Raw genomic sequence first — 22,611 nt, 5'->3', positions numbered from 1 at the left:
TTTCGCCAACCTAGACGTTTGCCGGACGAGGGCAAGATGCACGCGCCCCTTGCCCGATGGCCCCGCACGCGGGTAGATAGCGCAGCCCTGACCGAAAGCCGTATCATGCCCCCAGACGCCCCCTTGATCGAGCTGCGCGACGTCGCGCTGACGCTGGACGGGCGGCGCGTGCTCGACGGCGTCGATCTGGCCGCAACCGAGCGGCGGATCGGGATCGTCGGGCGCAACGGGTCGGGCAAATCGACGCTGATTCGCGTCATCGCCGGGCTGATCGCGCCGGATCGCGGGCAGGCGCGGGTGGGCGGCGTGGATGTGGCGCACGACCGCAAGCGCGCGGTCGGCGTGGTCGGCATGTTGTTCCAGAACCCCGATCACCAGATCATCTTTCCCACCATTGAGGAGGAGATCGCCTTTGGCCTCACACAGCAGGGGCGCAGCAAGTCCGAGGCCGCCCGCGCCGTCGCCGCGATCCTCTCACGGTTCGACAAGGCGCATTGGGCCGGCGCCGCCGTGCACACGCTGTCGCAGGGACAGAAACAGCTGGTCTGCCTGATGGCCGTGCTGGCGATGGAGCCGGCGGTGATCCTTCTGGATGAGCCGCTGTCGGGGCTCGATATCCCGACGCGGATGCAGCTTGGGCGCTATCTCGACGCGGCGCCGGCGACGCTCGTGCACGTATCGCACGACCCGGACGCGCTGACGGGGTATGAGCGGGTGATCTGGCTGGACGCGGGGCGCATCAAGCAGGACGGTCCCGCGGCGCGGGTGCTGGCGGCTTACGGGGCCGAAATGCGACGGGCGGGGGGGCGCGATGATCTGTCTGACCTCGCCGGTTGAGACCCGCGCGCACCGCTGGCCCGCCGGGGCCAAGCTGGCGGCGCTCTGCGTGGCGACGATGGTGCTTTTCGCCGCGCGCGCGCCGCTCTTTCACGCGGCGGCGTTCCTCGGGATGCTGGCGCTCTACGCCGCGCCGGGGCGCGTCTTCCTGCGTGCGGGGGTCGGACGGTTGCTGGTGCTCTGGCCGTTTCTCGCGGTGATCGCGCTCTGGCATGGCTGGACCGGCACGCCGGAGGCCGGCCTCGTGATCGCGCTGCGGCTCGTGACCGCCGTGGGGCTGGCCAACCTCGTGACCATGACGACGCGGCTTGACGACATGATCGCCGTTCTGCGGCGGCTGGCCGCGCCGCTCAGGCGCTTCGGGATCAGTACGCGCGCGCTCGAACTCGGCGTCGCGCTGGTGATCCGCTTCACGCCCGCGCTGGCCCACAAGGGCGGACTGCTGGCGCAATCCTGGCGCGCGCGCTCGCCCCGGCGGGTGGGCTGGCGGATCGTGCTGCCCTTCGCGCTTCTCGCGATCGACGACGCGGACCACGTGGCCGAGGCGATCCGCGCGCGCGGCGGAATATGACACTGACAAAAACAAGGAAACGACATGGAACGCAACATCGCCCTCATCGCCCTTTTCGCCGCGCTCATCGCGGCGCTGGGGCTCATCCCGCAGGTCACGCTGGCCTTCGGCGTGCCGATCAGCGCGCAGAGCCTTGGCGTCATGCTTTGCGGCACGGTTCTGGGCGCGCGGCGCGGGGCGCTGGCGGTGCTGCTGTTCCTGCTGCTGGTGGCGCTCGGCCTGCCGCTGCTGGCGGGCGGGCGCGGCGGGCTTGGCGTGTTCGCCGGGCCGACGGCGGGGTTCCTCGTCGGCTTTCCCGTGGCGGCCTTCGTCACCGGCTGGATCGTCGAGCGCTGGCGCGGCGCGCCGCTGGCGCTGGCGGCGGGCGTGGCGTCGGTGATCGGCGGGGTGGTCGTGCTCTACGCCTTCGGGATCACCGGCATGGCGCTGGTGCTGGGCAAGACCTGGGGCGAGGCGGCGCTGCTGGTCGCGGTGTTCGTCCCCGGCGACGCGCTCAAGGCGGCGATCGCCGGGATGCTCACGGCGGCGCTGGCGCGCGCGCGCCCCGGTTCGGTTCTGTCGCGGGGATAAGGGCGACTTTCTGACGCCCCTCTCCTCCCCTGCCCGGCCCCGGCGACGCGCGGCGGCTTCGGCGCGCGTCCGAATTGACCTTTGGCGGGGGCTGTGCCTAGCTTGCCGTCGGCATTGAGGGCACAAGCGGGGGAGCAGCGCATCATGACAACCTGTGGCGAACGCATCATGGAGATGCTGGCGGAATACGGCATCGACATCGCTTTCGGCATCCCCGGCACGCACACGATCGAAATGTATCGCGGGCTGCAAAGCGGACGTATCCGCCACGTGACGCCGCGCCACGAACAGGGCGCGGGCTTCATGGCCGACGGTTATGCGCGGATCACCGGACGCCCCGCGCTCTGCATGACGGTAAGCGGGCCCGGCGCGCTCAACATCGCGACCGCGATGGGTCAGGCGCTTCAGGACAGCATACCGATGCTCGTGATTTCCGCCGACAACGCGCTGCCGAGCCGCAACCTCGGCGAAGGGCGTCTCCACGAGGTGCATCACCTCGAGCGCGCGATGGAGCAATGCAGCCGCTGGTCGCATGTGCTGATGCGCCCCGATGAGCTGCCGCGCGTGTTGGCGCGGGCGTTCTCGATCTTCCGCTCCGAACGGCCCGGCCCGGTGCATATCACCGTGCCGCTCGACGTCATCACCGCCGACGCGAGCCATGTGGAACCCGTGCTCTGGCCCGCCCCCGTCCGGCCCGCGCCGCACCCGGGCGCGCTGCTCGCGGCGGCGGAGCGTCTGAATGCCGCGAAGCGCCCGGCGCTGGCGCTCGGCGGCGGGGCGGTGGACGCGGCGGACGACTTGCGCGCACTGGCCGAGCGGCTGGACGCGCCGGTCGTGCTCACCCAGAACGCCAAGGGGATCCTGCCGCCGGATCATCCGCTCTACCTGCGCGGCGGGCCCGGATCCGAGGCGGCGCGCGCGCTTTTGCGCGACTCGGACGCGATCCTCGCCATCGGCACCGAACTGGGCGAAACGGATTATGACTTCTCCCTCTCGGCGCAGATGCTGGACCTTGGGACGGGCGATCTGATCCGCGTCGATCTCGACAACGCGCAACTGACGCGGATGGCGCGCCCGGCGATCGCCATCCATGCCGATGCGGCGCTCTTTGCCGCGGCCCTGCTGCCGCTGGTCGAGAAGGGCGCGCACGGCGGCGCAGACCGCACCGCGAGCGCAAACGCCGCGATGGCGGAATTGCCCGACCGCGGCTATGGCGCCTTTCACGCCGCCATGCTCGAGGCGCTGCCGGATCTCTACCTCGTGGGGGATTCGGTGCAGCCCGCCTATGCCGCGCCCGACCACTTCCACCCGCCCGCGCCGCGCAGCTTCGCGACCGCCGCGACCGGGTTCGGCACGCTGGGCCATGCGTTGCCCGCCGCCTTCGGCGCGAAGCTCGGCGCGCCCGACCGGCCCATCGTGGCGCTGCTGGGCGATGGCGGGGTGCAGTTCACGATCAACGAACTGTCGACCGCGGTCCAGGCGAAACTGCCGGTCGCCGTCGTGATCTGGAACAACGCCGCCTATGAGATGATCGCGATGAATTTCCGCGACGCGGGCATGAACCCGATCGCCTGCGATCCGACCCATCCCGATTTCGCCGCGCTGGCCCGGTCCTACGGTTGCCACGCCGAGCGGCCCGCGACGCTCAACGAATTGAAGGCCGCGCTCGTCGCGGCGCAGGATCGGGACGCGCCGACGCTGATCGAGGTGCAGGAAGCCGACATGCTGGCGCCGGCCGGTTGACCAGCGGGAAGAGAACCACATGCAGAGCCAGACCGCCGACACGATCGTTCTGAACGCCAAGATCGCGACCATGGACCGCAAGGCGGGCTTCTGCGAGGCGATGGCGCTCGCGTCAGGACGCGTCACCGCCATCGGGACCACGCGGGAGATCCGCGATTTCGCCCCGCGCGCGCAGGTGATCGACTGCGGCGGGCGCACCGTCCTGCCGGGGCTGATCGACAGCCATTGCCACCCGGACATGCACGGCGCGCGGCTGGGCCGCTGGCTCGACATGGCCGAGATCAAACAGAACAAGGACGCGCTGCTGCGCCGGATCGCGCAAGACGTGAAGGCGAAGCCGCCCGGCGAATGGTTCGTCGGCTTCGGGTTCGACGACATCGCGATGGGCGGCTACCCCACCCGCGATGAGATGGACGCGGCGGCGGGGGATCATCCGATGTTCCTCTACCGGCGCGACGGGCATATCGGGCTGGCGAACAGCGCCGCGCTGGCCGCGGTCGGTTTTGACGAGCAAAGCGGCGATCCGCCCTTCGGCAAGCTCGACCGCGACCCCGAAACCGGACGCCTGACCGGCCTGCTGCGCGAGACGGCGGCGCATGTGGTGGTGAACCACATCCAGCAATCCTACACGCCCGCCCAGTTCGCCGACGGGCTGGTCAAGGTGTTCGAACGCTTTGTGGGTTACGGCATCACATCGGTTCACAACAGCCTCGCCTCGACCAACGGGATCATAGCCTACCAGAAGATGCGCGAGGCGGACCGGCTGCGCCTGCGCGTCGGGCTTCTGGCCAGCGGACGCGAGGACGATCTGATCGACGCGATCATCCGCTCGGGCTGGCGCACGGGGTTCGGGGACGAATGGCTGCGCCTCACCGGCGTGGAGTGGTGCCCGGATTGTTCGACCAGCGGGCGCACGGCGGCCTATTACACGCCCTATATCGGCGACAAGGTGCTGGGAGAACCGGACGACAACCGCGGGATGCTTCTTTATGAACAGGGCGATTTCAACGAGCGCGTGACCCGCGCGCATGCCGCCGGACTGCTGGTGGGCGCGGACGGGGTGGGCGATCGCGGCATCGACTTCGTGCTCGACGGGTTCCAGGCCGCGCTCGAGCGGCACCCCCGCGACGATCACCGGATGCGGGTCGAGCATTGCTGCAACGTGACCCCCGCGATCCTCGAGCGGCTGCGCGCCATGAAGGTGATCTGCTCATCCGCGACCGGATTCGCCTATGACCTCGGCGACGCCTATATCCGCAACCGCGGCGCGGAGGCTATGACGCATATGTGGCCGCACCGCGCGATGATCGACGCAGGCGTCATCGCGCCGGGCCATTCGGATTCGCCCGTCTGCCATCCCAACCCGATGCGCGGCATCCATTCACTGGTGAACCGCGTGACCGCCTCGGGCGCCAGTCTCGATCCCGCGCAGGCGATCAGCGTGCATGAGGCGGTGGAATGCTACACCACGCTCGGCGCCTTCGCGGGGCGCGAGGAACACCTCAAGGGACGGCTCATCCCCGGAATGCTGGGCGACTTCTGCGTGCTGGACCGCGACATCTTCGAGGTCGACAGCACAGAGATCAAGGACATCACCGTGGTCGCCACCTATGTCGGCGGGCGGGCGGTGCATGGCGGGCTCTGAGGGAAGGCCGACGCGATGATGCACGGACAGGAAAACCGCCGCGCGCTGATAGAGGGCAAAGCCGCGCTGATCGTGATCGACATACAGAAATCGACCTTCGCCCCGATCCCCGACGAAAAGCGCGCGATCGCCCACATGCCCGACTACGCCGAGCGCATGGCCCGTGCGCGGACCGCCATCGACGCCGCGCGCGCGGCCCATATCCCGGTGATCTTCATCCAGGAGATCCACCGCGCCGACCTCAGCGACATCGGCCGCGAACTTGACGGGGACGAGGACATCCACTGCCTCGACGACAACCCGCTCACCGATTTCGCGCGCGAGGAGATGGGGATGCGCGAGAACGACTACCGCGTGTCCAAGCGGCGCTACTCGGCCTTCTACGGCACCGACCTGGAGATCCTGCTCCGCGGCCTCGGCGTGCAGACGCTGATACTGACCGGCGGTCTCACCGATGTCTGCGTGCATTACACCTTCGTGGACGGGCACCAGGGCGACTATTTCTGCCGGGTGATCGAGGATTGCGTCGCGGGATCCAGCCGCGAGGCGCATGACGCGGCGCTGAGGGCTATGGAATATCTGCAACGCGGCGCCGTATGCTCCCTGGCGAGTGTGTTGAAGGCGATGCGCGATACGTCGGCCGCCTGACGAGAGGAGGGCGGAAATTGGAAAACGGTCGCGACACGCAGGCAGCGTGCATGGCGCTTGCGGCCACCGCGATCCTCAGCCTGACGGACAATTTCGTCTACGCGGTCAGCCAGGAGGCGGGGCTCTGGCAGTTCCAGGTTTTTCGCGCGCTGATCGCGCTGCCGCTCCTGCTGCTTGCGGCGCGCCTCTCGAACCGGTCGATCCGACCCGTGCGGCCGCGATACGTGGCGCTGCGCAGCATGACCGTGGCGGGCGGGCTGCTGATCTATTTCGGATGCCTCGGGGCGCTGCCCGTGGCGCAGGCCAGCGGCGGGCTGTTCAGCGCGCCGCTCTGGGTGCTGCTGCTGTCGGCGGCGCTGCTGGGCGTGCGGATTCGCCCGATCCAGGCGATCGCCATCGTCGCCGGTTTCGCCGGGGCGCTGCTGCTGTTGCGCCCGGATGTCGGGAACCTCACCTTGTTGTCGGTGATGCCGCTGGGGGCGGGGCTGTTCTACGGCATGGGCGTGCTGATGACCCGGCATCTCTGCGCGAATGAGCGCGCGATGACGCTGGCCTTCGGAATATTTCTGACGATGGGAACGATCGGCGCGGTGATGCTGGGCGTGACCACCGTGCTGCCGGGAGCGGAGGCGCGGACCGACTTCATCACCCAGGGCTGGGTGACGCCGACTCCACGTTTCCTGCTGCTCACCGCGCTCCAGTCAGGGGGCGCGGTTATCGCGGTCACGCTGATCGCCAACGCCTACCGGATCGGCACGTCATCCTTCGTCGCGGTGTTCGAATACGCGTTCCTGATCTTCGCAAGCCTGTGGGCCATGCTGCTCTGGGGCGACAGCACGGATGCGCTCGGCTGGACCGGGATCGGCATCATCGTGGCGTCGGGGATCGCCATGTCGGTGTCCGAGCGCCGCCGCGCCCGGCGCGTCGCCGGAACCGGGCCGCTCGACACGCATTGAGACGCGCTGCTCAGGTGTTGAAGAGGAAATGCAGCACGTCGCCGTCGCGCACGACATAAGCCTTGCCCTCGGCGCGCATCTTGCCCGCCTCCTTGGCCGCCTGCTCACCGCCCAGCGTGACGAAATCGTCGTAGGCGATGGTTTCCGCGCGAATGAAGCCCTTCTCGAAATCGCCGTGGATCACGCCGGCCGCCTTCGGCGCGGTGGCGCCGCTGGGAATCGTCCAGGCGCGCGCCTCCTTGGGGCCGACGGTGAAATAGGTCTCGAGATGCAATAGCGTATAGCCCGCCCGGATCAGCCGGTCGAGCCCGGCCTCGTGCAGGCCCATCTCCTCGAGGAACATCTGCGCCTCCTCGGCGTCGAGCTGGCTGATCTCCTCCTCGATCCGCGCGCTGATGACGACATGCGCGTTGCCCTCCGCCGCCGCCATCTCGGCCACCCGCGCCGAGAAAGCGTTGCCCTCCGCCGCGTCCTCCTCGCCCACGTTGCAGACGTAGAGCACGGGCTTGGTGGTCAGCAGTTGCAACTGCTTCCAGGCGCGCATGTCTTCGGCGTCCACATCGACAACGCGCGCCGGCTTGCCATCTTCGAGCGCTGCAAGCGCGGCGCGCAGCAGACGTTCCTGCTGAACCGCCTCCTTGTCGCCGCCGCGCACCTTGCGCACGATGTTCTGAAGGCGCTTATCGATGCTTTCGATATCGGCGAGCATCAGTTCCGTCTCGATGGTCTCTGCGTCGGCCACGGGGTCGACACGGTTCTCCACGTGGGTCACGTCCCCGTCCTCGAAACAGCGCAGAACGTGGGCGATCGCGTCCACCTCGCGGATATTGGCGAGGAACTGGTTGCCGAGCCCCTCGCCCCGGCTCGCGCCCTTCACCAGCCCGGCAATGTCCACGAATGTCATGCGCGTCGGGATGATCTGCTTGCTGCCCGCGATCTCGGCCAGCTTCTCGAGCCGCGCGTCGGGCACGGCCACGTCGCCCACGTTGGGTTCGATCGTGCAGAACGGAAAATTCGCCGCCTGCGCCGCCGCGGTGCGCGTCAGCGCGTTGAACAGGGTCGATTTGCCGACATTCGGCAGACCCACGATTCCCATCTTGAAGCCCATGACGATCCCTTCCGGTGATTGCAGCGGCTTCTAAGCCGTTTCGCACCGGTCCTGCAACACGGCTTTTCGCGGGAGGCCACACGGCCCTGACCGTCTTTCAATGTTCCACAAATACTCACCGCACCGCGGTCTCAACTTGCCTTCGGTCCGCGAATTCGGCACACCGCTTGCCAAAGACATGCGGGAGCAACGCCATGAGCCGTATCGACGCCAAGTTCGCAGACCTGAAAGCCGCCGGAAAAAAGGCTTTCGTCGCCTATGTCATGGCGGGCGATCCGGATTACGACCGCTCGCTCGAGCTGGTCAAGGGCCTGCCCGCCGCCGGCGTCGACATCATCGAGCTGGGCCTGCCCTTCACCGACCCGATGGCCGACGGCCCGACGATCCAGATCGCCGGGCAGCGCGCGCTCAAATCGGGCATGACGCTGCAACGCACGCTCGACCTGGCGGCCGAGTTCCGCAAGGACAATGACGCGACGCCGATCGTATTGATGGGCTATTACAACCCGATCTACAGCCGCGGCGTGAAGCGGTTCCTGGCCGATGCGAAGGCGGCCGGGATCGATGGGCTGATCGTGGTCGACCTGCCGCCCGAGGAGGATGACGAACTCTGCATCCCCGCGCAGGAGGCGGGGCTGAACTTCATCCGCCTCGCCACGCCCACCACCGACGACGCGCGCCTGCCAAAGGTGCTCGAGAACACCAGCGGTTTCGTCTATTACGTCTCGATCACCGGGATCACCGGCGCCGCCGCCGCCGAGGCGGGCGATGTCGGCCCCGAGGTCGCGCGCATCAAGGCGCAGACCGACCTGCCGGTGATCGTCGGCTTCGGCATCCGCACGCCGGAAACCTCGCGCGCCATCGCCGGCGTGGCCGACGGCGCCGTGGTCGGCTCGGCCATCGTGGCGAAGGTCGGCGAAGGTGAAAGCCCGGCGGACGTGCTGAGCTTCGTCAAGGGCCTCGCCGACGGCGCGCATTCGGCCTGAGCCAATGGCCTGCGCCGGGTTCGCATCACCGGTGGGTCGGCTCACGATCACCGCGCGTGACGGGGCGATCACGGCGCTCGACTGGGGCGCGGCCGATGCCGAGGACAGCACGCCAGAGCTGGACGAGGCCCGCCGACAGCTCACCGCTTATTTCGATGGAGCGCTGACGGAATTCGATCTGCCGCTGCGCGTCGAAGGCTCCGGCTTCCAGCGCGATGTCTGCGCGCAGATCGCCGCGATTCCCTTTGGCGAAACCCGCAGCTACGGCGACATCGCCCGCGCACTCGGCGCGCCCGCACAGGCGGTCGGCGCGGGCTGCGGCGGCAACCCGATCCCGATCATGATCCCGTGTCACAGGGTGCTGGGCGCAACCGGCCTTGGCGGATTTTCCGGCGCCGGCGGGGTGGAGACGAAAGTGTGGCTCCTGCGGCACGAGGGCGCGGCCGGCCTCCTGATCTGAGCGCCAATTCTCTTTGAGAAGAGAATTGCCAAGACTTTTTGAAAAGTCTTGGCCTCACCCCCGCTCGGGCACGATCTGCTGCACCACCCCGGCGCACAGCAGATACACGGAACTCACCACCAGCCCCCAATGCGCCCAGCTTTCGGGGTGGAAATCGACCCATGCGGCCCAGCCCGCGAAGAACGTCCAGGCGAAGATCATCGGCAGTGATATCGCGCGCCAGCGTTTCGTGCGCACCGGATGCACGAATTTCAGCGGCAGGAACATCCCCACGGCCAGCACCGCGACCAGCCCCAGCGTGAACCAGAACGGCGGCTCGGTCGCGAACAGCACCAGCACCACCATGTTCCAGCAGCCGGGAAACCCCTCAAAGGACTTGTCGGCGGTCTTCATGCCCTTGTCGCAGAAATACATCGCGCTGGCGAAGGTGATGAGGATGATCGCCGCCCATCCCGTCCAGCCCGGAAGCAGGCCGGACTTGAACAGCGCGAAGGCGGGAATGAAGGCGTAAGTGATGAAATCGATGATCATGTCGAGCAACACGCCGTCAAAGCGCGGCGCATAGCGATCGACCTCGTACTTGCGCGCCAGCGGGCCGTCGGCCCCGTCCACGGCGAAGGCGACGACCAGCCAGACGAACATCAGCCCCCATTTCTCGTCCGCCGCGGCCAGCATGGCCAACATGGCGAACACGATGCCTGTCGCGGTGAACAGGTGAACGGCGAGGGCTTTCATTTCACGTGTCATGGCGTCCCTATAGGGGCTTGGGCCGGCGCGGGCAATCAGGCTTTGGGGTGCGCGCGCTGATAGACCTCCCAGAGCCGCGCGCTGTCCACGCCCGTATAGGCCTGCGTCGTCGACAGGGACGCGTGGCCCAGCAGTTCCTGGATCGCGCGCAGATCGCCGCCCGCGTTCAGCAGGTGTGTGGCGAAGCTGTGGCGCATCGCGTGCGGCGTCGCGGTGGCGGGCAGGCCAAGCTGCATGCGCACCCGCTCCATCACCTTCTGCACCAGGCGCGGCGACAGCCGGCCGCCGCGCGCGCCGTAGAAGAGCGGCGTATCGGGGCCAAGGTCGAAGGGGCAATGACGCGCGTAATTCGCCACGGCCGTGCGCGCGGCGGGCAGTACCGGCACGATGCGCTCCTTGCCGCCCTTGCCGATGATGCGCAGCGCCTCGCCCAGCGGCAGATCGCCCCCCGAGAGCGCCAGCGCCTCGGAGATGCGCAACCCGCAACCGTAGAGCAGCGTCACCACCGCCCCGTCGCGCGCCGCAATCCACGGCGTGAGCGACTGCATCGGCGCTTGATCCAGCACGTCGCGCGCCGCGTCCTCGCTCAGCGGGCGGGGCAGCTTGCGCTGGAACCGCGGCGAGCGCGTGGCGAGCACGGCAGTCGGCTCGAACCCCTCGCGCTCGCTCAGCCAGCGATAGAAGGACTTGACGGCCGACAGCTTGCGGGCAAGCGAGCGCGGCCCGACATCGTCCCCGCGGGTATGCGCCATCCAGGCGCGCATGTCCGCCGTGCCGATCCGCGCGAGCGGCGACAGCCCCTGTTGCCCGCCCTTGTGCAGGGTCATGAAGGCGAGAAAATCCGCCACGTCGCGCGTATAGGCCGCGATGGTGTTCTCCGCCGCCCCCTTGAGCGCGCGTTCCGCGGCGAGCCAGCCCGCGAGGGCGTCCCGCGCGGCGGGCGAGATCATGACAGCCAGCGCCGCATGGAGCGTTCGAAGACGCCCGCGAAGAACGCCAGTAGGTCGGTTCCCTGCTGCGGGCTGAACTGGTGCGGATCCTCGGCCCCCATCACCAGCATGCCGGGCAGGCGCCCCTCGCCGAAATCGAGCCGCAGGCACGCCTCCGAGCGGATAAAGGGCGCGTCGCCGCCAAAGAGATGGCCGGCGCTCTCGTGCACCTGCCGCAGTGTGACCTGCCGCTGGCCGGTGTTGCGCCCGCCGGTAAGGTATCGCTCGACGAAACCGGGTTCGGCCACGGTCAGCACGTCGTCCAGACGCTTGACCGCCGGGTCCTCGTCGTTCTGCACGGATTCGAGCACCAGCCGAATCGCGTCGACCCGCAGGATGTGCGCCACCTCGCCGCCCAGGTCGCGCAGGAACGCCTCGAACTCCGCCGGGTCGAGCATCCGCAGGATCGCGCGATGCACCTGATTCGTCCCCGCGAGGTTGTCATAGGCCGCCGCGATCACCGAGCGATGCGTATCCTCGAGCCGGTCCAGCCGCGCCTCGAGCCGGTCCATCGCGATGCCGCGCAGATCGACGATATTGCCGCCCATCGCGCGCTCGTTGGCGGCAATGAGCGCGCGCATAAGATCCTGATCTTCAAGGATGACATCGGGCTGACTGATGATCCGCTCGCGCAGTTTTGCATCCATCTTGGGGGTGCTGCTCATGACCGTCTCGTTTTCTTGTTTTGCGTTCTATAGCATGTGGATGCAGCGAAATCTTCACCTGAATCGTAGGTTGAGCGGAAAAATTGGATGCGCCGGCCGCCCTGGTGCGAAATGAAACAAGCCCAAAGGCCGGCGCCAATCGCGCCGGCCCTTCCCGGCGGGCCCGCCGGGACGCCCGGACCGTCTGGAATGGGGAATTATGCTGACGCGGTACAGCTACAATGCGCCGTTTGTCTTAGCGTTTCATGACTGAAGATTCGGCCGGTGGCCTCAACGGCCCTATCCAGAGGCCGCGTCACCCGCGGCCTCGCAAGCATTTGCATCGACAAGTACGTGTTGCGCCAGGTTCGCGACCTCAAGCGCGCCTGCGCCCGGGAAACTCCCTCAACGCAGACTGCGCCGTCAATGCACCGTCACCGGCAGAAGGTCGTGCTGGCGCGCCAGCGCGAAGGCCAGCTTGCGGTCGCGCACCAGCGCGAGCCGTTCGCCCTCGGCGCTGTGGACCGCGTAGATCGTTCCCAGCCCCTGGACCTGCGACCGGATCTCCGAAGGCAGCTCGGCCACGTCGACCGACCGGATATAGGCGATGCGGTTCTCGTCGCCCGCGCCGAAATCGTAGTTCGTGTCCATGACGTTACTCCTTTCCCCTTGACGGCTTGTTGATCTGGATGGTCTGCACGACCGTTTCCGGCTGTGCGCGCGTGAGATCGACATGCAGCAGACCGTTTTCCATGATCGCCTCGCCCACCTCGACTCCGTCGGCGAGAACGAAGGACCGCTGGAACTGCCGTCCGGCGATGCCGCGGTGCAGAAAGATGCGCCCGCCATCGTCCTCTGCCTGCCGTCCGCGGATGACCAGTTGGCGGTCCTCCACGGTGACCGACAGCTCGGTCTCCGAAAACCCGGCGACGGCCAGGGTGATGCGATAGGAATTCTCGCTGGTCTGTTCGATGTTGAAGGGCGGATACCCCTCGTTTCCAGACTTGGCGCTGCGTTCCAGCAGCCGCTCGAGCTGTTCGAAGCCCAGCATGTAGGGGTGCGCCCCCAGGGTCAGTTTCGTCATCGACTCGTCCTTGCGATTAAGCGACCGTCCGTTCAGACAGGGCCCCGTTACGGCGACCCGCCTTCGCCAATGAATATGGGCGCCCTTTCGGGGCCGCGCAAGGGCGGCGCGCGGGGGCTATGCGAAAACCGCGCGAGCCTCTATATTAAGGGCCACAGCGGTTTTGGGGGCTCCTTGGGCCATGAACGCATTTGGCGATCTGTCGATGAAGTCGGACGAGGTGCTGCGCGTGGAGCTCGAGGAGTTCCGCCGCCAGCACCGCGATCTTGACGACGCGATTTCCGCGCTGGAAGAGCGCGGCGCGCGCGATCCGCTCACCGTCAAGCGGCTGAAGCAGCAGAAACTGCGCCTCAAGGACATGATCGCCTACATAGAGGACCGGCTGTTGCCGGACATCATTGCCTAGCCTCATGTGATGCGTATAGTGCGCCCCTCAGGACAGGGGGCGCGGCATGGCGGATATCAGCGTGGGAATCATCATGGGCAGCCAGTCGGACTGGCCCACCATGAAAGAGGCCGCGGAGATCCTCGATGCGCTCGGCGTGGGTTTCGAGACGCGAATCGTCTCGGCGCACCGCACGCCGGACCGGCTCTGGTCCTACGGGGCCGAGGCGGCGGATCGCGGCCTGGGCGCGATCATCGCGGGCGCGGGCGGGGCGGCGCATCTGCCGGGCATGATGGCGTCCAAGACCCGCGTGCCGGTGATCGGCGTGCCGATCGAGACGCGGGCGCTCTCGGGGGTCGACAGTCTCTATTCGATCGTGCAGATGCCGCGCGGCTACCCGGTCGCGACGATGGCGATCGGCGCGGCGGGAGCCGCCAATGCCGGGCTGCTGGCCGCCGCGATCCTCGCCAACGGGGACGCCGCGCTGGCGCGGCGGCTCGACGCCTGGCGCGCCGCGCTCTCGGCCTCGATCCCCGAGGAGCCGCGCGATGACTGAGCCGCTCGCACCCGGCGCCACAATCGGCATCCTGGGCGGCGGCCAGCTGGGCCGGATGCTCTCGGTCGCCGCCGCGCGGCTGGGGTTCAGGACCTGCATCTTCGAGCCCGGCGGCGACTGCCCCGCAAGCCACGTCGCCAACAACCATTTCCGTTCCGAGTATGAAGACGCGGACGCGCTGCGCGATTTCGCCGCCGCCGCCGACGTCATCACCTACGAATTCGAGAACATCCCGACTTCCGCGCTCGACATCCTCGAACCGCTGAAACCCGTCCGCCCCGGTCGCAACGCGCTCCGGGTGAGCCAGGACCGGCTGGTCGAAAAGGCGTTCCTGACCGATCTCGGCCTCGCCACCGCGCCCTTCGCGGCGGTGGATGACGCGGTCGACCTCGCGCAGAGCATCGACGAGATCGGCCTGCCCGCGATCCTCAAGACCCGGCGCTTCGGCTATGACGGCAAGGGGCAGGCGCGTCTGCGCGCGCCGGGCGACGCGGAGGGCGCGCTCGCCGCGATGCAGGGCGCGTCGGCGATCTACGAGGGGTTCATCGAGTTCAGCCACGAGGTTTCCGTCATCGCGGCGCGGGGTCTCGGCGGCGACGTGGCCTGTTTCGATCCGGGCGAGAACGTCCACGAGGGCGGCATCCTGCGCACCACCACCGTGCCCGCGCGCCTTGGCGCCGCGCAGCGCGCCGACGCGGTGCTGCTGGCGGCAAAGATCCTGAACAAGCTGGATTATGTCGGCGTGATGGGCGTGGAATTGTTCGTCACGCCCGGCGGCCTGATCGTGAACGAGATCGCCCCGCGCGTGCACAACTCGGGCCACTGGACGCAGAACGGCTGCGCGGTGGACCAGTTCGAGCAGCACATCCGCGCCGTCGCCGGCTGGCCGCTGGCCGATGGCGCGCGGCATTCGAACGTGGTGATGGAGAACCTGATCGGCGACGACATGGACCGCGTGCCGGCACTCGCGCGGGAAGGGAACGCCGCGCTTCATCTCTATGGCAAGGCCGAGGTGAAGCCGGGCCGCAAGATGGGACATGTGAACCGGGTGACCGGCCCGGCGTGACGGCCAAAACTCTTCGAAGAGTTTTGGCAGGACTATTTGGAATAGTCTTGCGCCGCGCCCGTCACTTGCGGCTGCGCTTCACCTTCTTGCGGGCCTTCGCCGCCTTCTTCTTCGCCGCGCCCAGCTTGCGTTTGGGCGGCTTGCCGCGGCCCTTGGAGGGGCCGCGCGCGACCGCCTTGCCCTCGACGCTGACGAGGTCGAGCGCGATCCCCCCCGTCACCGGCGCCGCCTCGGCCAGCCGCACGGTCACGCGCTGGCCCAGCCCGATCACCCGGCCCGAATCGGCGCCCATGAGCGTCGCGCTCTCGGCGTCGAAGTGGAAGTACTCGCGTCCGAGGTTGCGGATCGGGATCAGCCCGTCGGCCCCGGTTTCGTCCAGCCGCACGAAAACGCCGAACCGCGCCACGCCGCTGATCCGCCCGGTGAATTCCTCGCCCACCCGTTCGCTCAGGAACGCGGCGAGGTAGCGGTCATTGGTGTCGCGCTCGGCCATCATCGAGCGGCGCTCGGTCTCCGAGATATGCTCCGCCGTCGCCTCGAGCCGGTCCTCGGCGTCCGGCGGCAGCCCGTCGTCGCCCCAGCCATGCGCGGAGATGAGCGCGCGGTGCACGACAAGGTCGGCGTAACGCCGGATCGGCGAGGTGAAATGCGCGTAGGCTCGCAGCGCGAGGCCGAAATGCCCGAAATTCGACGGCGCGTAATAGGCCTGCGTCATGGCGCGCAGGGTGGACATGTTGATCTGCTCGGCATGTTCCGTGCCCGCCGCGCCCCGCAAGAGCGCGTTGAGGTGATGCGTCTTGAGCACCTGCCCACGCGCCAGCGTCAGCCCAGCCACCTCGGCCGCGTCGCGCAGCGTGTCGAGCTTTTCCTCGGTCGGCTCCTCATGGACGCGGAAGAGAAGCGGCGATTTCTTCGCCGTCAGCACCTCGGCGGCGGCGACGTTAGCCAGCACCATGAATTCTTCGATCAGCTTGTGCGCGTCCAGCCGCTCTGCAAAGCTCACGCTCAGCACCTTGCCTTCCTCGCTCAGCTCCACCTTGCGTTCGGGCAGTTCTAGATCAAGCGGCTGGCGGTACCGGCGCGCCCGCTTCAGCGCCTCGTAAGCGGCGTAGAGCGGCGCGATCACCTCGTCCATGAGGGGCGCGCATTTCTCGTTCGGGGCGCCGTCCATCGCCGCCTGCACCTCGCGGTAGTTCAGCGACGCGGCCGATCGCATGAGCCCGCGGACGAAGTCCTGGCCGATCTTCTCGCCCTGTTCGTTCACCACCATCCGCACCGCGATGCAGGCGCGCGGCACGCCCTCGTGCAGCGAACAGAGATCGCCCGACAGCCGGTCCGGCAGCATCGGAACCACGCGGTCGGGGAAATAGCTCGAGTTGCCGCGCTTGCGCGCCTCCCGGTCGAGCGCGCTTCCCGGGGTCACGTAATGCGCGACGTCGGCAATGGCGACCCAGATCACGTGGCCGCCCTCGTTATTGGGGTCGTCGTCGGCATGGGCGAAACAGGCGTCGTCGTGGTCGCGCGCGTCCGACGGGTCGATGGTGACGAGCGGCAGATGACGCAGGTCCGTGCGCCCCTTGAGGCCCGCGGGCTTCATCGCGTCGGCCTCTGTGATCGCCGCGTCGGGGAAATCGTCGGGGATGCCGTGCTGGTGGATCGCGATCAGCGACACGGCGCGCGGCGCGCTCGGGTCGCCCAGGCGCTGCAAGACGCGCGCGCGCGGAAGGCCCATGCGGTCCTTGGGGCCGAATTGCTCGGCCTCGACCAGCTCACCGTCCTTCGCCCCGCCGGTCGATTTCTCGTCGACGCGCCATTCGCGGTCCTGGCCCTTGTCAACGGGCTGAATGCGCCCGCCTTCCGAGGTCTTGCGAAAGACGCCGAGCAGTTTTCGCGGGTTGATCCCGATACGCCGGATCAGCCGCCCCTCATAGGCGTGCGGCTCGTTCTTCACCTCGCTCAGCCGGGCGAGGATGCGGTCGCCCGGCGCAAGCGCCGGCTCCCCCGCGCGCGGGATCAGCAGGATCAGCGGCTCCGGCCCCTCGCCCTGCCATTCCATCGGGCGCGCCGTCAGGTCGCCATCGGGCGTCACCTCGCCCACCTGCAACACGCTCACCGGCGGCAGGCGATCGGGATCGCGGTAGCTCTTGCGGCGCTTCTCGAGATGGCCCTCGGCCTCGAGCTCTCGCAGGATGCGCTTGAGATCGATCCGCGCCGCGCCCTTGACGCCGAAGGCGCGGGCGATGTCGCGTTTGGAGGTCAGCGTCGGGTTGTCCGAAATCCATTGCAGGATCTCGTCGCGTGTGGGCAGGGTGCTCATGACGCGGGCCTAGCACGATCCGCGGGCCGGCGGAATGGGGGCTCCGCCGGAAATCCGCCGGGGGTCGGGGGCACGCCCCGGCCTTTGAGCGCGCAACGGGTGAAAATGCGCGCGCCCCGGCGCACATAAGCGGATCACGCGCCGCCGGGGCGGTTTGACCTCGGCCACGCGATGCGGCACTTTTCGGCCGGTCGAAACGCTTTAGATACTCGCGCATGCCCTACGAATGGTCCCCGCCCGCCGTCGGCTCCAAGGTCGCGCGGCTCGATCTCTGGCCCTACAGATCGCTGCCGCGGCGCGGCTTCGCGGGGTTCATGGCGCTGACCGCGGCGATGATCTCCTTGCCGCTGTTCCCGCTGCTGGGCACCGCCCTGCTCTGGGGGTTGCTGCCGTTCCTCGCGCTGGCGGTGGCGGGGCTCTGGTGGGCGCTCAAACGCTCATACGCCAGCGGCCGGGTGCACGAGGCGCTGACCATCGACGCCGAAGCGATTCACCTGACCCGTACCGACCCGCGGGGCGAGGTGCGCGAGTGGGACTGCAACAGCTACTGGGCGCAGGTCGACATGTATCCGACCGGAGGCCCGGTGCCGCATTACCTCACGCTCAGGGGCGCGGGGCGCGAGGTCGAGATCGGCGCGTTTCTCTCCGAGGACGAGCGCAAGGCGCTCTATTCCGAATTGCTGCGGGAACTGTCACGAGCGCGCGCGACCCGTTAGACGAGCGGCGGCTCAGCCGCCGCTGCAGAGCCGGTCCTTGATCCGCGGACCGACGGCGCCGAAATCCATCTGCCCGGCATAGTTTTGCTTGAGCTGGCCCATGACCTTGCCCATGTCGCGGATCGAGCTGGCGCCGGTCTCGGCGATGGCCTGCTCGACCGCCTCCTCGACCTCCTCGCCGCTCAGTTGGCGGGGCAGGAATTCCTCGATCACCTTGACCTCCTCGCGCTCGCGCTCGGCAAGGTCGATGCGCCCGCCCTCCTCGTAGGCGCGCATCGATTCGTGGCGCTGCTTGGTCATCTTGCCGAGAATCGCCAGGACCTCCGCATCGCCCACGCCATCCTCGTTGCCCTGCGCGCGCGCGGCGATGTCCTGATCCTTGATCGCGGCGTTGATCAGCCGCAGCGTGGCCAGCCGGCTGACGTCCTTTTCCTTCATGGCCGTCTTGAGCGACGCGCCAACACGTTCTCGCAATGTCATGATATGTTCATCCTCGGGGTCTGCGCGCATCATGCGCCTGACTTCGCGCCGCGCGCCATCCATCCGGCGGGGCGGCCATGAGCATGGGCATTTATATAGTCTCAACGCCGCTTGCAACAACCTCGTGCCGCTGGCGTGACGGTCGCGCCCGCCCCGGTCCGGCCCTTGACCCTGCCGGGGCGCGCGCCTAGACAAGCGCAGATTTGTCGCCCGCTTCAGCGCCCGGAGAGCATCGCATGGCAGATACCCCCCCGAACCACCCCACCGCCTGCCTCGCTCTCGCCGACGGGACGGTGTTTTACGGGCGCGGCTTCGGCGCGACGGGCGTGACGGTGGCGGAACTGTGCTTCAACACCGCGATGACCGGCTACCAGGAGATCATGACCGACCCGAGCTATGCCGGGCAGATCGTGACCTTCACCTTCCCGCATATCGGCAATACCGGGGTGAACCCCGAGGATGACGAAACCGCCGAGCCCTTCGCCGAGGGCATGGTCGTCAAGTGGGACCCCACCGCGCCAAGCAACTGGCGCAGCACGCAGACGCTTCAGCACTGGCTGGCGCGGCGCGGGCGCATCGCCATCGGCGGCGTCGACACCCGCCGCCTGACGCGCGCGATCCGCCAGCAGGGCGCGCCGCACGCCGCCCTTGCGCATGACCCGGACGGCAATTTCGACGTGGCCGCGCTGATCGAGAAGGCGCGCGGCTTCAATGGGCTGGTGGGAATGGACCTCGCGCGCGTGGTGAGCTGCGCCCAGTCCTACCGCTGGGACGAGATGCGCTGGGCCTGGCCCGACGGATACGCGCGCCAGACGAACCCGCGGCACAAGGTCGTTGCGGTCGACTACGGCGCGAAACGCAACATCCTGCGCTGTCTCGCCAGCGCGGGCTGCGAAGTGACGGTGCTGCCCGCGACGGCGACCGCCGACGAGGTGCTCGCGCATGATCCCGACGGCGTGTTCCTCTCGAACGGCCCCGGCGACCCGGCGGCCACGGGCGAATACGCGGTGCCCGCGATCAGCGGCATACTCGAGGCGAATCTGCCGGTCTTCGGCATCTGCCTCGGGCACCAGATGCTCGCCCTGGCGCTGGGGGCGCGCACGGTCAAGATGAACCACGGTCACCACGGCGCGAACCACCCGGTCAAGGACATGGAGACCGGCAAGGTCGAGATCACCTCGATGAACCACGGCTTCGCGGTCGACGGCCAGAGCCTTCCCACCGGCGTGGCCGAAACGCACGTGTCGCTCTTTGACGGGTCGAACTGCGGCATCCGCCTGCAGGACCGCCCGGTCTTCTCGGTGCAGCACCACCCCGAGGCCAGTCCCGGCCCGCAGGACAGCTATTACCTGTTCGAACGCTTCGTGGAGTCGATGGCGGGGTGACGCCGCGGGGTTAACCGTTGGTTAACCTTCCATTTACACATCGTTAACCCATATGACCGAAACTCGTCGGCGCATTAACCGACGAAGGCTATCCTATGGGTGTTTCAGAATTGCGGCAGCTGGACGCGCAGTTCCGGGACTCTGCCGGCGCGCTCGGCGATCTGGGGCGCGATCTCGTGCGCGCCGGCGTCTTGTCGCACGACGACGCCACGCTGGCGCAGATGGTGCAGGATCACTGCGACGCGCCGCTGGCTCGCGTGCTCGACGCCGAGGGGCTGGTCAACCCTGCGGAACTGATGGCGGCGCAGGCCCGGCGCGCGGACGCCACGGTGATCGGCGCCGATGAACTGGCGCGCGGCGCACGCGCGGTTCCGGGGACCGATCCCCGGCACCTGCTGAAACACGCGGCAGTGCCGCTGAGCGGCCCCGACGGGATCGAGCGGATCGCCGTCGCCGACCCCGAGAGCCGGCGCGCGCTCCAAACCGCGCTGCCCGAGGGAATGGCCGACCTGCCGCTGACAATCGCCCCGCGCCACACCATCCAGGCAGAGGTCGCGAACCTCAACCGGGCCACGCTGACATACGCCGCGCAGGCCCGCGTCCCCGAGGCCGAGAGCTTCCGCACCTGGCGCAACACGCCCTACCGGCGGCTGGCGATCACGCTGGCCGCGATGGCGGCGGGGCTGGTGCTGACGCTGCTTTTCCCCACCGCCGTCTTCGCCGTCTTCGCCGGCTGGGCCGCGCTCACGCTCATCGTGTCCTTCGGGCTGCGCGCCAGCGCGCTCATCGCGCGCATGACGCTGGGCCGGGTCGAGGACGACCGTCCGCACGCTTCGGCCACGCAGAAGCTGCCCAAGGTGTCCGTCCTCGTCCCGCTCTTCCGCGAGACCGAGATCGCGCATGCGCTCATCACCCGGCTGACGCGGCTCAGCTATCCGAAATGCCTGCTCGACGTGGTGCTCGTGCTCGAGGAGAACGACCGCATGACGCAGCAGACCCTGGCCGAGATCGACCTGCCGCCGTGGATGCGCGCGGTGATCGTGCCGGACGGACAGCCGCGCACGAAACCGCGCGCGATGAACTATGCGCTCGACTTCTGCGAGGGCGACATCATCGGCATCTTCGACGCCGAGGACAGCCCCGACCCCGACCAGATCACCCAGGTCGCCCGCCGATTCCAGGCGGCGCCGCCGGACGTGGTCTGCCTGCAAGGCATTCTTGATTACTACAACCCGCGCCAGAATTGGCTGGCGCGCTGTTTTACGATCGAATACGCCGCCTGGTTCCGCGTCATGCTGCCGGGCCTCGCGCGTATGGGGCTGGCGATCCCGCTGGGCGGCACGACGCTCTATTTCCGGCGCGACGCGCTCGAGGAACTGGGCGGCTGGGACGCGCATAACGTGACCGAGGACGCCGATCTCGGCTTCCGCCTCGCGCGGCACGGCTATCGCACGGAGATCATCGGCACCGTCACCGGCGAGGAGGCCAACTGCCGCGTCTGGCCCTGGGTCAAGCAACGCTCGCGCTGGCTCAAGGGCTACATGACGACATACCTCGTGCACATGCGCCGGCCCCGGCTGCTCCTGTCGCAACTGGGGCCGTGGAAATTCTGGGGATTCCAGGCGCATTTCGTCGCCGCGCTGTCGCAGTTCTTCCTCGCGCCGTTCCTGTGGTCCTTCTGGCTGGTGCTGCTGGGGCTGCCGCATCCGCTCGATCCGCTCCTGGGCCGTGGCGTGCTGGTCGGGTTGGGGCGGCTGTTCCTGGCGGTGGAGCTGCTCAACATCGCGATCTACCTGATCGCGGTGTCGGGCCGCTATCACCGACACCTGATGGCCTGGGCGCCGACGATGCATTTCTACACGCCGCTCGGGACGGTCGCGGCCTACAAGGCGCTGTATGAACTCGTCTTCGCGCCCTTCTTCTGGGACAAGACGAGCCACGGCCATTCGCTCGCCCATGCGCGCGCTTCGGCGAAGGGCGCGCTAAAGCGTCGATTTGACCTCGCCGGAATCCAACTTCAGGCGCGTCACGAACGCTTTTGAGATATGCGCGCAGAGCGCGGCGCGCGCCGCCGCGTCATCGCCCGCCTCGATCGCCCTGACGATGGCGTCATGTTCCTTGATCGCGGTCGAATCGCGCCCCTCTGCGGCAAGCGAGGTGGTCGCCATCAGCGCCATGGAGCGATGCACGAGGTCGAGCTGCTGCACGAGGAAGCGGTTGTGCGAGGCAAGATGAACCTGCTTGTGAAACCGCCGGTTGGCGCGCGCCATCGCGTCGGGTCGGCCCACCAGGGCGCGGTCCTGCTCGACCATGTCGCGCAGCACGGCGACCTCCTCGGGCGAGGCGTGCCGCGCCGCAAGGCTCGCCGCGAGTCCCTCGAGCTCGGCGCGCACGGCGTAGAGCTCGGCCATCTGGTTGTGATCGAGCGAGGCCACGATCAGGCTGCGCCCGTCGCGGGTCAGCAGCGACTGCGTCTCAAGCCGCTGCAACGCCTCGCGGATGGGGGTGCGCGACACGCCGAACCGCTCGGCGAGGTCGCTCTCGACCAGCCGGTCGCCGGGTTTGAAGATGCCGACGTCGATCGCCTCGAGGATCAGCGAATAGGCGTCGGTCTGTGCGGATTTCATCGGCGCCCTCCTTGCAGCGCGTCCCGGTGACCGCGACCCTACCGGGTTTCGCGGCAAAGCTGAATTGCCGATTTCCCGCCCCGCCAAACGG

At 68.3% G+C, this 22,611-nt stretch carries 24 protein-coding genes; 15 read left to right on the top strand and 9 right to left on the bottom strand.

Annotated elements, in window-relative coordinates; translation table 11 throughout:
- The first annotated feature begins 105 nt into the window (after window positions 1–105).
- The 7 genes from D6850_RS00445 to D6850_RS00415 all read left to right on the top strand — a co-directional run bounded on the left by D6850_RS00445 (window position 106) and on the right by D6850_RS00415 (window position 6,970).
- Complete coding sequence (locus tag D6850_RS00445; RefSeq protein WP_121162997.1) at window positions 106–837, top strand: energy-coupling factor ABC transporter ATP-binding protein; 732 nt, start codon at window positions 106–108, stop codon at window positions 835–837.
- Window positions 812–1,408, top strand: a complete 597-nt coding sequence (locus D6850_RS00440) for an energy-coupling factor transporter transmembrane component T family protein (protein ID WP_121162996.1) — start codon at window positions 812–814, stop codon at window positions 1,406–1,408. The genes D6850_RS00445 and D6850_RS00440 overlap by 26 nt, the downstream gene beginning before the upstream one ends.
- A gap of 24 nt (window positions 1,409–1,432) precedes the next feature.
- Entirely contained in the window at window positions 1,433–1,978 is a 546-nt protein-coding gene (locus tag D6850_RS00435) for a biotin transporter BioY (protein ID WP_121162995.1), read from the top strand.
- Between the two features lie 144 nt (window positions 1,979–2,122).
- The gene (locus D6850_RS00430) at window positions 2,123–3,721 is read left to right on the top strand and encodes a 5-guanidino-2-oxopentanoate decarboxylase (RefSeq protein ID WP_121162994.1); all 1,599 of its coding nucleotides are present in this window, start codon (window positions 2,123–2,125) and stop codon (window positions 3,719–3,721) included.
- Window positions 3,722–3,740: 19 nt separating this feature from the next.
- On the top strand, window positions 3,741–5,366 hold the full coding sequence (locus tag D6850_RS00425) for an amidohydrolase (protein ID WP_121162993.1): 1,626 nt from the start codon (window positions 3,741–3,743) through the stop codon (window positions 5,364–5,366).
- 15 nt (window positions 5,367–5,381) lie between these two features.
- Window positions 5,382–6,014: a cysteine hydrolase family protein gene (locus D6850_RS00420; RefSeq protein WP_121162992.1), complete on the top strand. Its 633-nt coding sequence runs from the start codon at window positions 5,382–5,384 to the stop codon at window positions 6,012–6,014.
- A gap of 50 nt (window positions 6,015–6,064) precedes the next feature.
- Window positions 6,065–6,970: a DMT family transporter gene (locus D6850_RS00415; RefSeq protein ID WP_166433961.1), complete on the top strand. Its 906-nt coding sequence runs from the start codon at window positions 6,065–6,067 to the stop codon at window positions 6,968–6,970.
- Between the two features lie 10 nt (window positions 6,971–6,980).
- Here the strand turns inward: D6850_RS00415 and ychF are convergent, their stop codons facing one another.
- Window positions 6,981–8,078 (bottom strand): redox-regulated ATPase YchF, encoded by a 1,098-nt coding sequence (gene ychF / locus D6850_RS00410; protein WP_121162990.1) that lies wholly within the window; start codon window positions 8,076–8,078, stop codon window positions 6,981–6,983.
- A 194-nt stretch (window positions 8,079–8,272) separates the two neighbouring features.
- Here ychF and trpA point away from each other — a divergent pair, with 194 nt between their 5' ends.
- The gene (gene trpA, locus D6850_RS00405; RefSeq protein ID WP_121162989.1) at window positions 8,273–9,064 is read left to right on the top strand and encodes a tryptophan synthase subunit alpha; all 792 of its coding nucleotides are present in this window, start codon (window positions 8,273–8,275) and stop codon (window positions 9,062–9,064) included.
- A gap of 4 nt (window positions 9,065–9,068) precedes the next feature.
- The gene (locus D6850_RS00400) at window positions 9,069–9,524 is read left to right on the top strand and encodes a methylated-DNA--[protein]-cysteine S-methyltransferase (RefSeq protein WP_121162988.1); all 456 of its coding nucleotides are present in this window, start codon (window positions 9,069–9,071) and stop codon (window positions 9,522–9,524) included.
- A gap of 54 nt (window positions 9,525–9,578) precedes the next feature.
- Here D6850_RS00400 and D6850_RS00395 read toward each other — a convergent pair whose 3' ends face one another.
- From D6850_RS00395 to D6850_RS00375, 5 genes are all read right to left on the bottom strand, one after another.
- A complete protein-coding gene (locus D6850_RS00395; protein WP_121162987.1) occupies window positions 9,579–10,271 on the bottom strand; it encodes a CDP-alcohol phosphatidyltransferase family protein in 693 nt (230 codons plus the stop codon).
- Window positions 10,272–10,306: 35 nt separating this feature from the next.
- Window positions 10,307–11,221, bottom strand: a complete 915-nt coding sequence (locus D6850_RS00390; protein ID WP_206019183.1) for a tyrosine recombinase XerC — start codon at window positions 11,219–11,221, stop codon at window positions 10,307–10,309.
- Complete coding sequence (locus tag D6850_RS00385; protein ID WP_121164957.1) at window positions 11,218–11,925, bottom strand: DUF484 family protein; 708 nt, start codon at window positions 11,923–11,925, stop codon at window positions 11,218–11,220. The genes D6850_RS00390 and D6850_RS00385 overlap by 4 nt, the downstream gene beginning before the upstream one ends.
- A 402-nt stretch (window positions 11,926–12,327) precedes the next feature.
- On the bottom strand, window positions 12,328–12,555 hold the full coding sequence (locus D6850_RS00380) for a DUF1150 family protein (RefSeq protein ID WP_121162986.1): 228 nt from the start codon (window positions 12,553–12,555) through the stop codon (window positions 12,328–12,330).
- Between the two features lie 4 nt (window positions 12,556–12,559).
- Window positions 12,560–12,988: an Hsp20 family protein gene (locus D6850_RS00375; protein ID WP_121162985.1), complete on the bottom strand. Its 429-nt coding sequence runs from the start codon at window positions 12,986–12,988 to the stop codon at window positions 12,560–12,562.
- A 181-nt stretch (window positions 12,989–13,169) separates the two neighbouring features.
- Here D6850_RS00375 and D6850_RS00370 point away from each other — a divergent pair, with 181 nt between their 5' ends.
- From D6850_RS00370 to D6850_RS00360, 3 genes are read left to right on the top strand one after another with little or no spacing between them, the layout of a single operon-like run.
- Window positions 13,170–13,394, top strand: a complete 225-nt coding sequence (locus D6850_RS00370) for a YdcH family protein (RefSeq protein ID WP_121162984.1) — start codon at window positions 13,170–13,172, stop codon at window positions 13,392–13,394.
- A 46-nt stretch (window positions 13,395–13,440) separates the two neighbouring features.
- Window positions 13,441–13,929: a 5-(carboxyamino)imidazole ribonucleotide mutase gene (gene purE / locus D6850_RS00365; RefSeq protein WP_121162983.1), complete on the top strand. Its 489-nt coding sequence runs from the start codon at window positions 13,441–13,443 to the stop codon at window positions 13,927–13,929.
- Complete coding sequence (locus D6850_RS00360; RefSeq protein WP_121162982.1) at window positions 13,922–14,995, top strand: 5-(carboxyamino)imidazole ribonucleotide synthase; 1,074 nt, start codon at window positions 13,922–13,924, stop codon at window positions 14,993–14,995. Before purE ends, D6850_RS00360 begins: the two co-directional genes overlap by 8 nt.
- A gap of 61 nt (window positions 14,996–15,056) precedes the next feature.
- On the opposite strand, the gene rnr is transcribed toward D6850_RS00360, so the two are convergent.
- The gene (gene rnr, locus D6850_RS00355) at window positions 15,057–17,312 is read right to left on the bottom strand and encodes a ribonuclease R (protein ID WP_121162981.1); all 2,256 of its coding nucleotides are present in this window, start codon (window positions 17,310–17,312) and stop codon (window positions 15,057–15,059) included.
- Window positions 17,313–17,527: 215 nt separating this feature from the next.
- On the opposite strand from rnr, the gene D6850_RS00350 reads away from it, so the two are divergent.
- Window positions 17,528–18,028, top strand: coding sequence for a DUF2244 domain-containing protein (locus tag D6850_RS00350; protein WP_121162980.1), 501 nt, complete (start codon window positions 17,528–17,530; stop codon window positions 18,026–18,028).
- 12 nt (window positions 18,029–18,040) lie between these two features.
- Here D6850_RS00350 and D6850_RS00345 read toward each other — a convergent pair whose 3' ends face one another.
- Window positions 18,041–18,508, bottom strand: coding sequence for a GatB/YqeY domain-containing protein (locus D6850_RS00345; RefSeq protein ID WP_121164954.1), 468 nt, complete (start codon window positions 18,506–18,508; stop codon window positions 18,041–18,043).
- Window positions 18,509–18,744: 236 nt separating this feature from the next.
- On the opposite strand from D6850_RS00345, the gene carA reads away from it, so the two are divergent.
- Together carA and D6850_RS00335 are read left to right on the top strand one after the other, a co-directional pair.
- Complete coding sequence (gene carA, locus D6850_RS00340; protein ID WP_121162979.1) at window positions 18,745–19,893, top strand: glutamine-hydrolyzing carbamoyl-phosphate synthase small subunit; 1,149 nt, start codon at window positions 18,745–18,747, stop codon at window positions 19,891–19,893.
- Window positions 19,894–19,988: 95 nt separating this feature from the next.
- Complete coding sequence (locus tag D6850_RS00335) at window positions 19,989–21,935, top strand: glycosyltransferase (RefSeq protein ID WP_121162978.1); 1,947 nt, start codon at window positions 19,989–19,991, stop codon at window positions 21,933–21,935.
- Here the strand turns inward: D6850_RS00335 and D6850_RS00330 are convergent.
- Window positions 21,876–22,520 carry a GntR family transcriptional regulator gene (locus tag D6850_RS00330; protein ID WP_121162977.1) on the bottom strand — a complete coding sequence of 215 codons (645 nt, stop codon included), beginning with the start codon at window positions 22,518–22,520 and terminating at the stop codon, window positions 21,876–21,878. The two genes, D6850_RS00335 and D6850_RS00330, sit on opposite strands and share 60 nt — an antisense overlap.
- Window positions 22,521–22,611: the final 91 nt, after the last annotated feature.

The sequence above is a fragment of the Roseovarius spongiae genome, assembly GCF_003651245.1.
GTDB classification, from domain to species: Bacteria; Pseudomonadota; Alphaproteobacteria; order Rhodobacterales; family Rhodobacteraceae; genus Roseovarius; species Roseovarius spongiae.
Note: the sequence above shows the minus strand (reverse complement) of the source record. Positions and strands in the feature narration are given on the sequence as shown.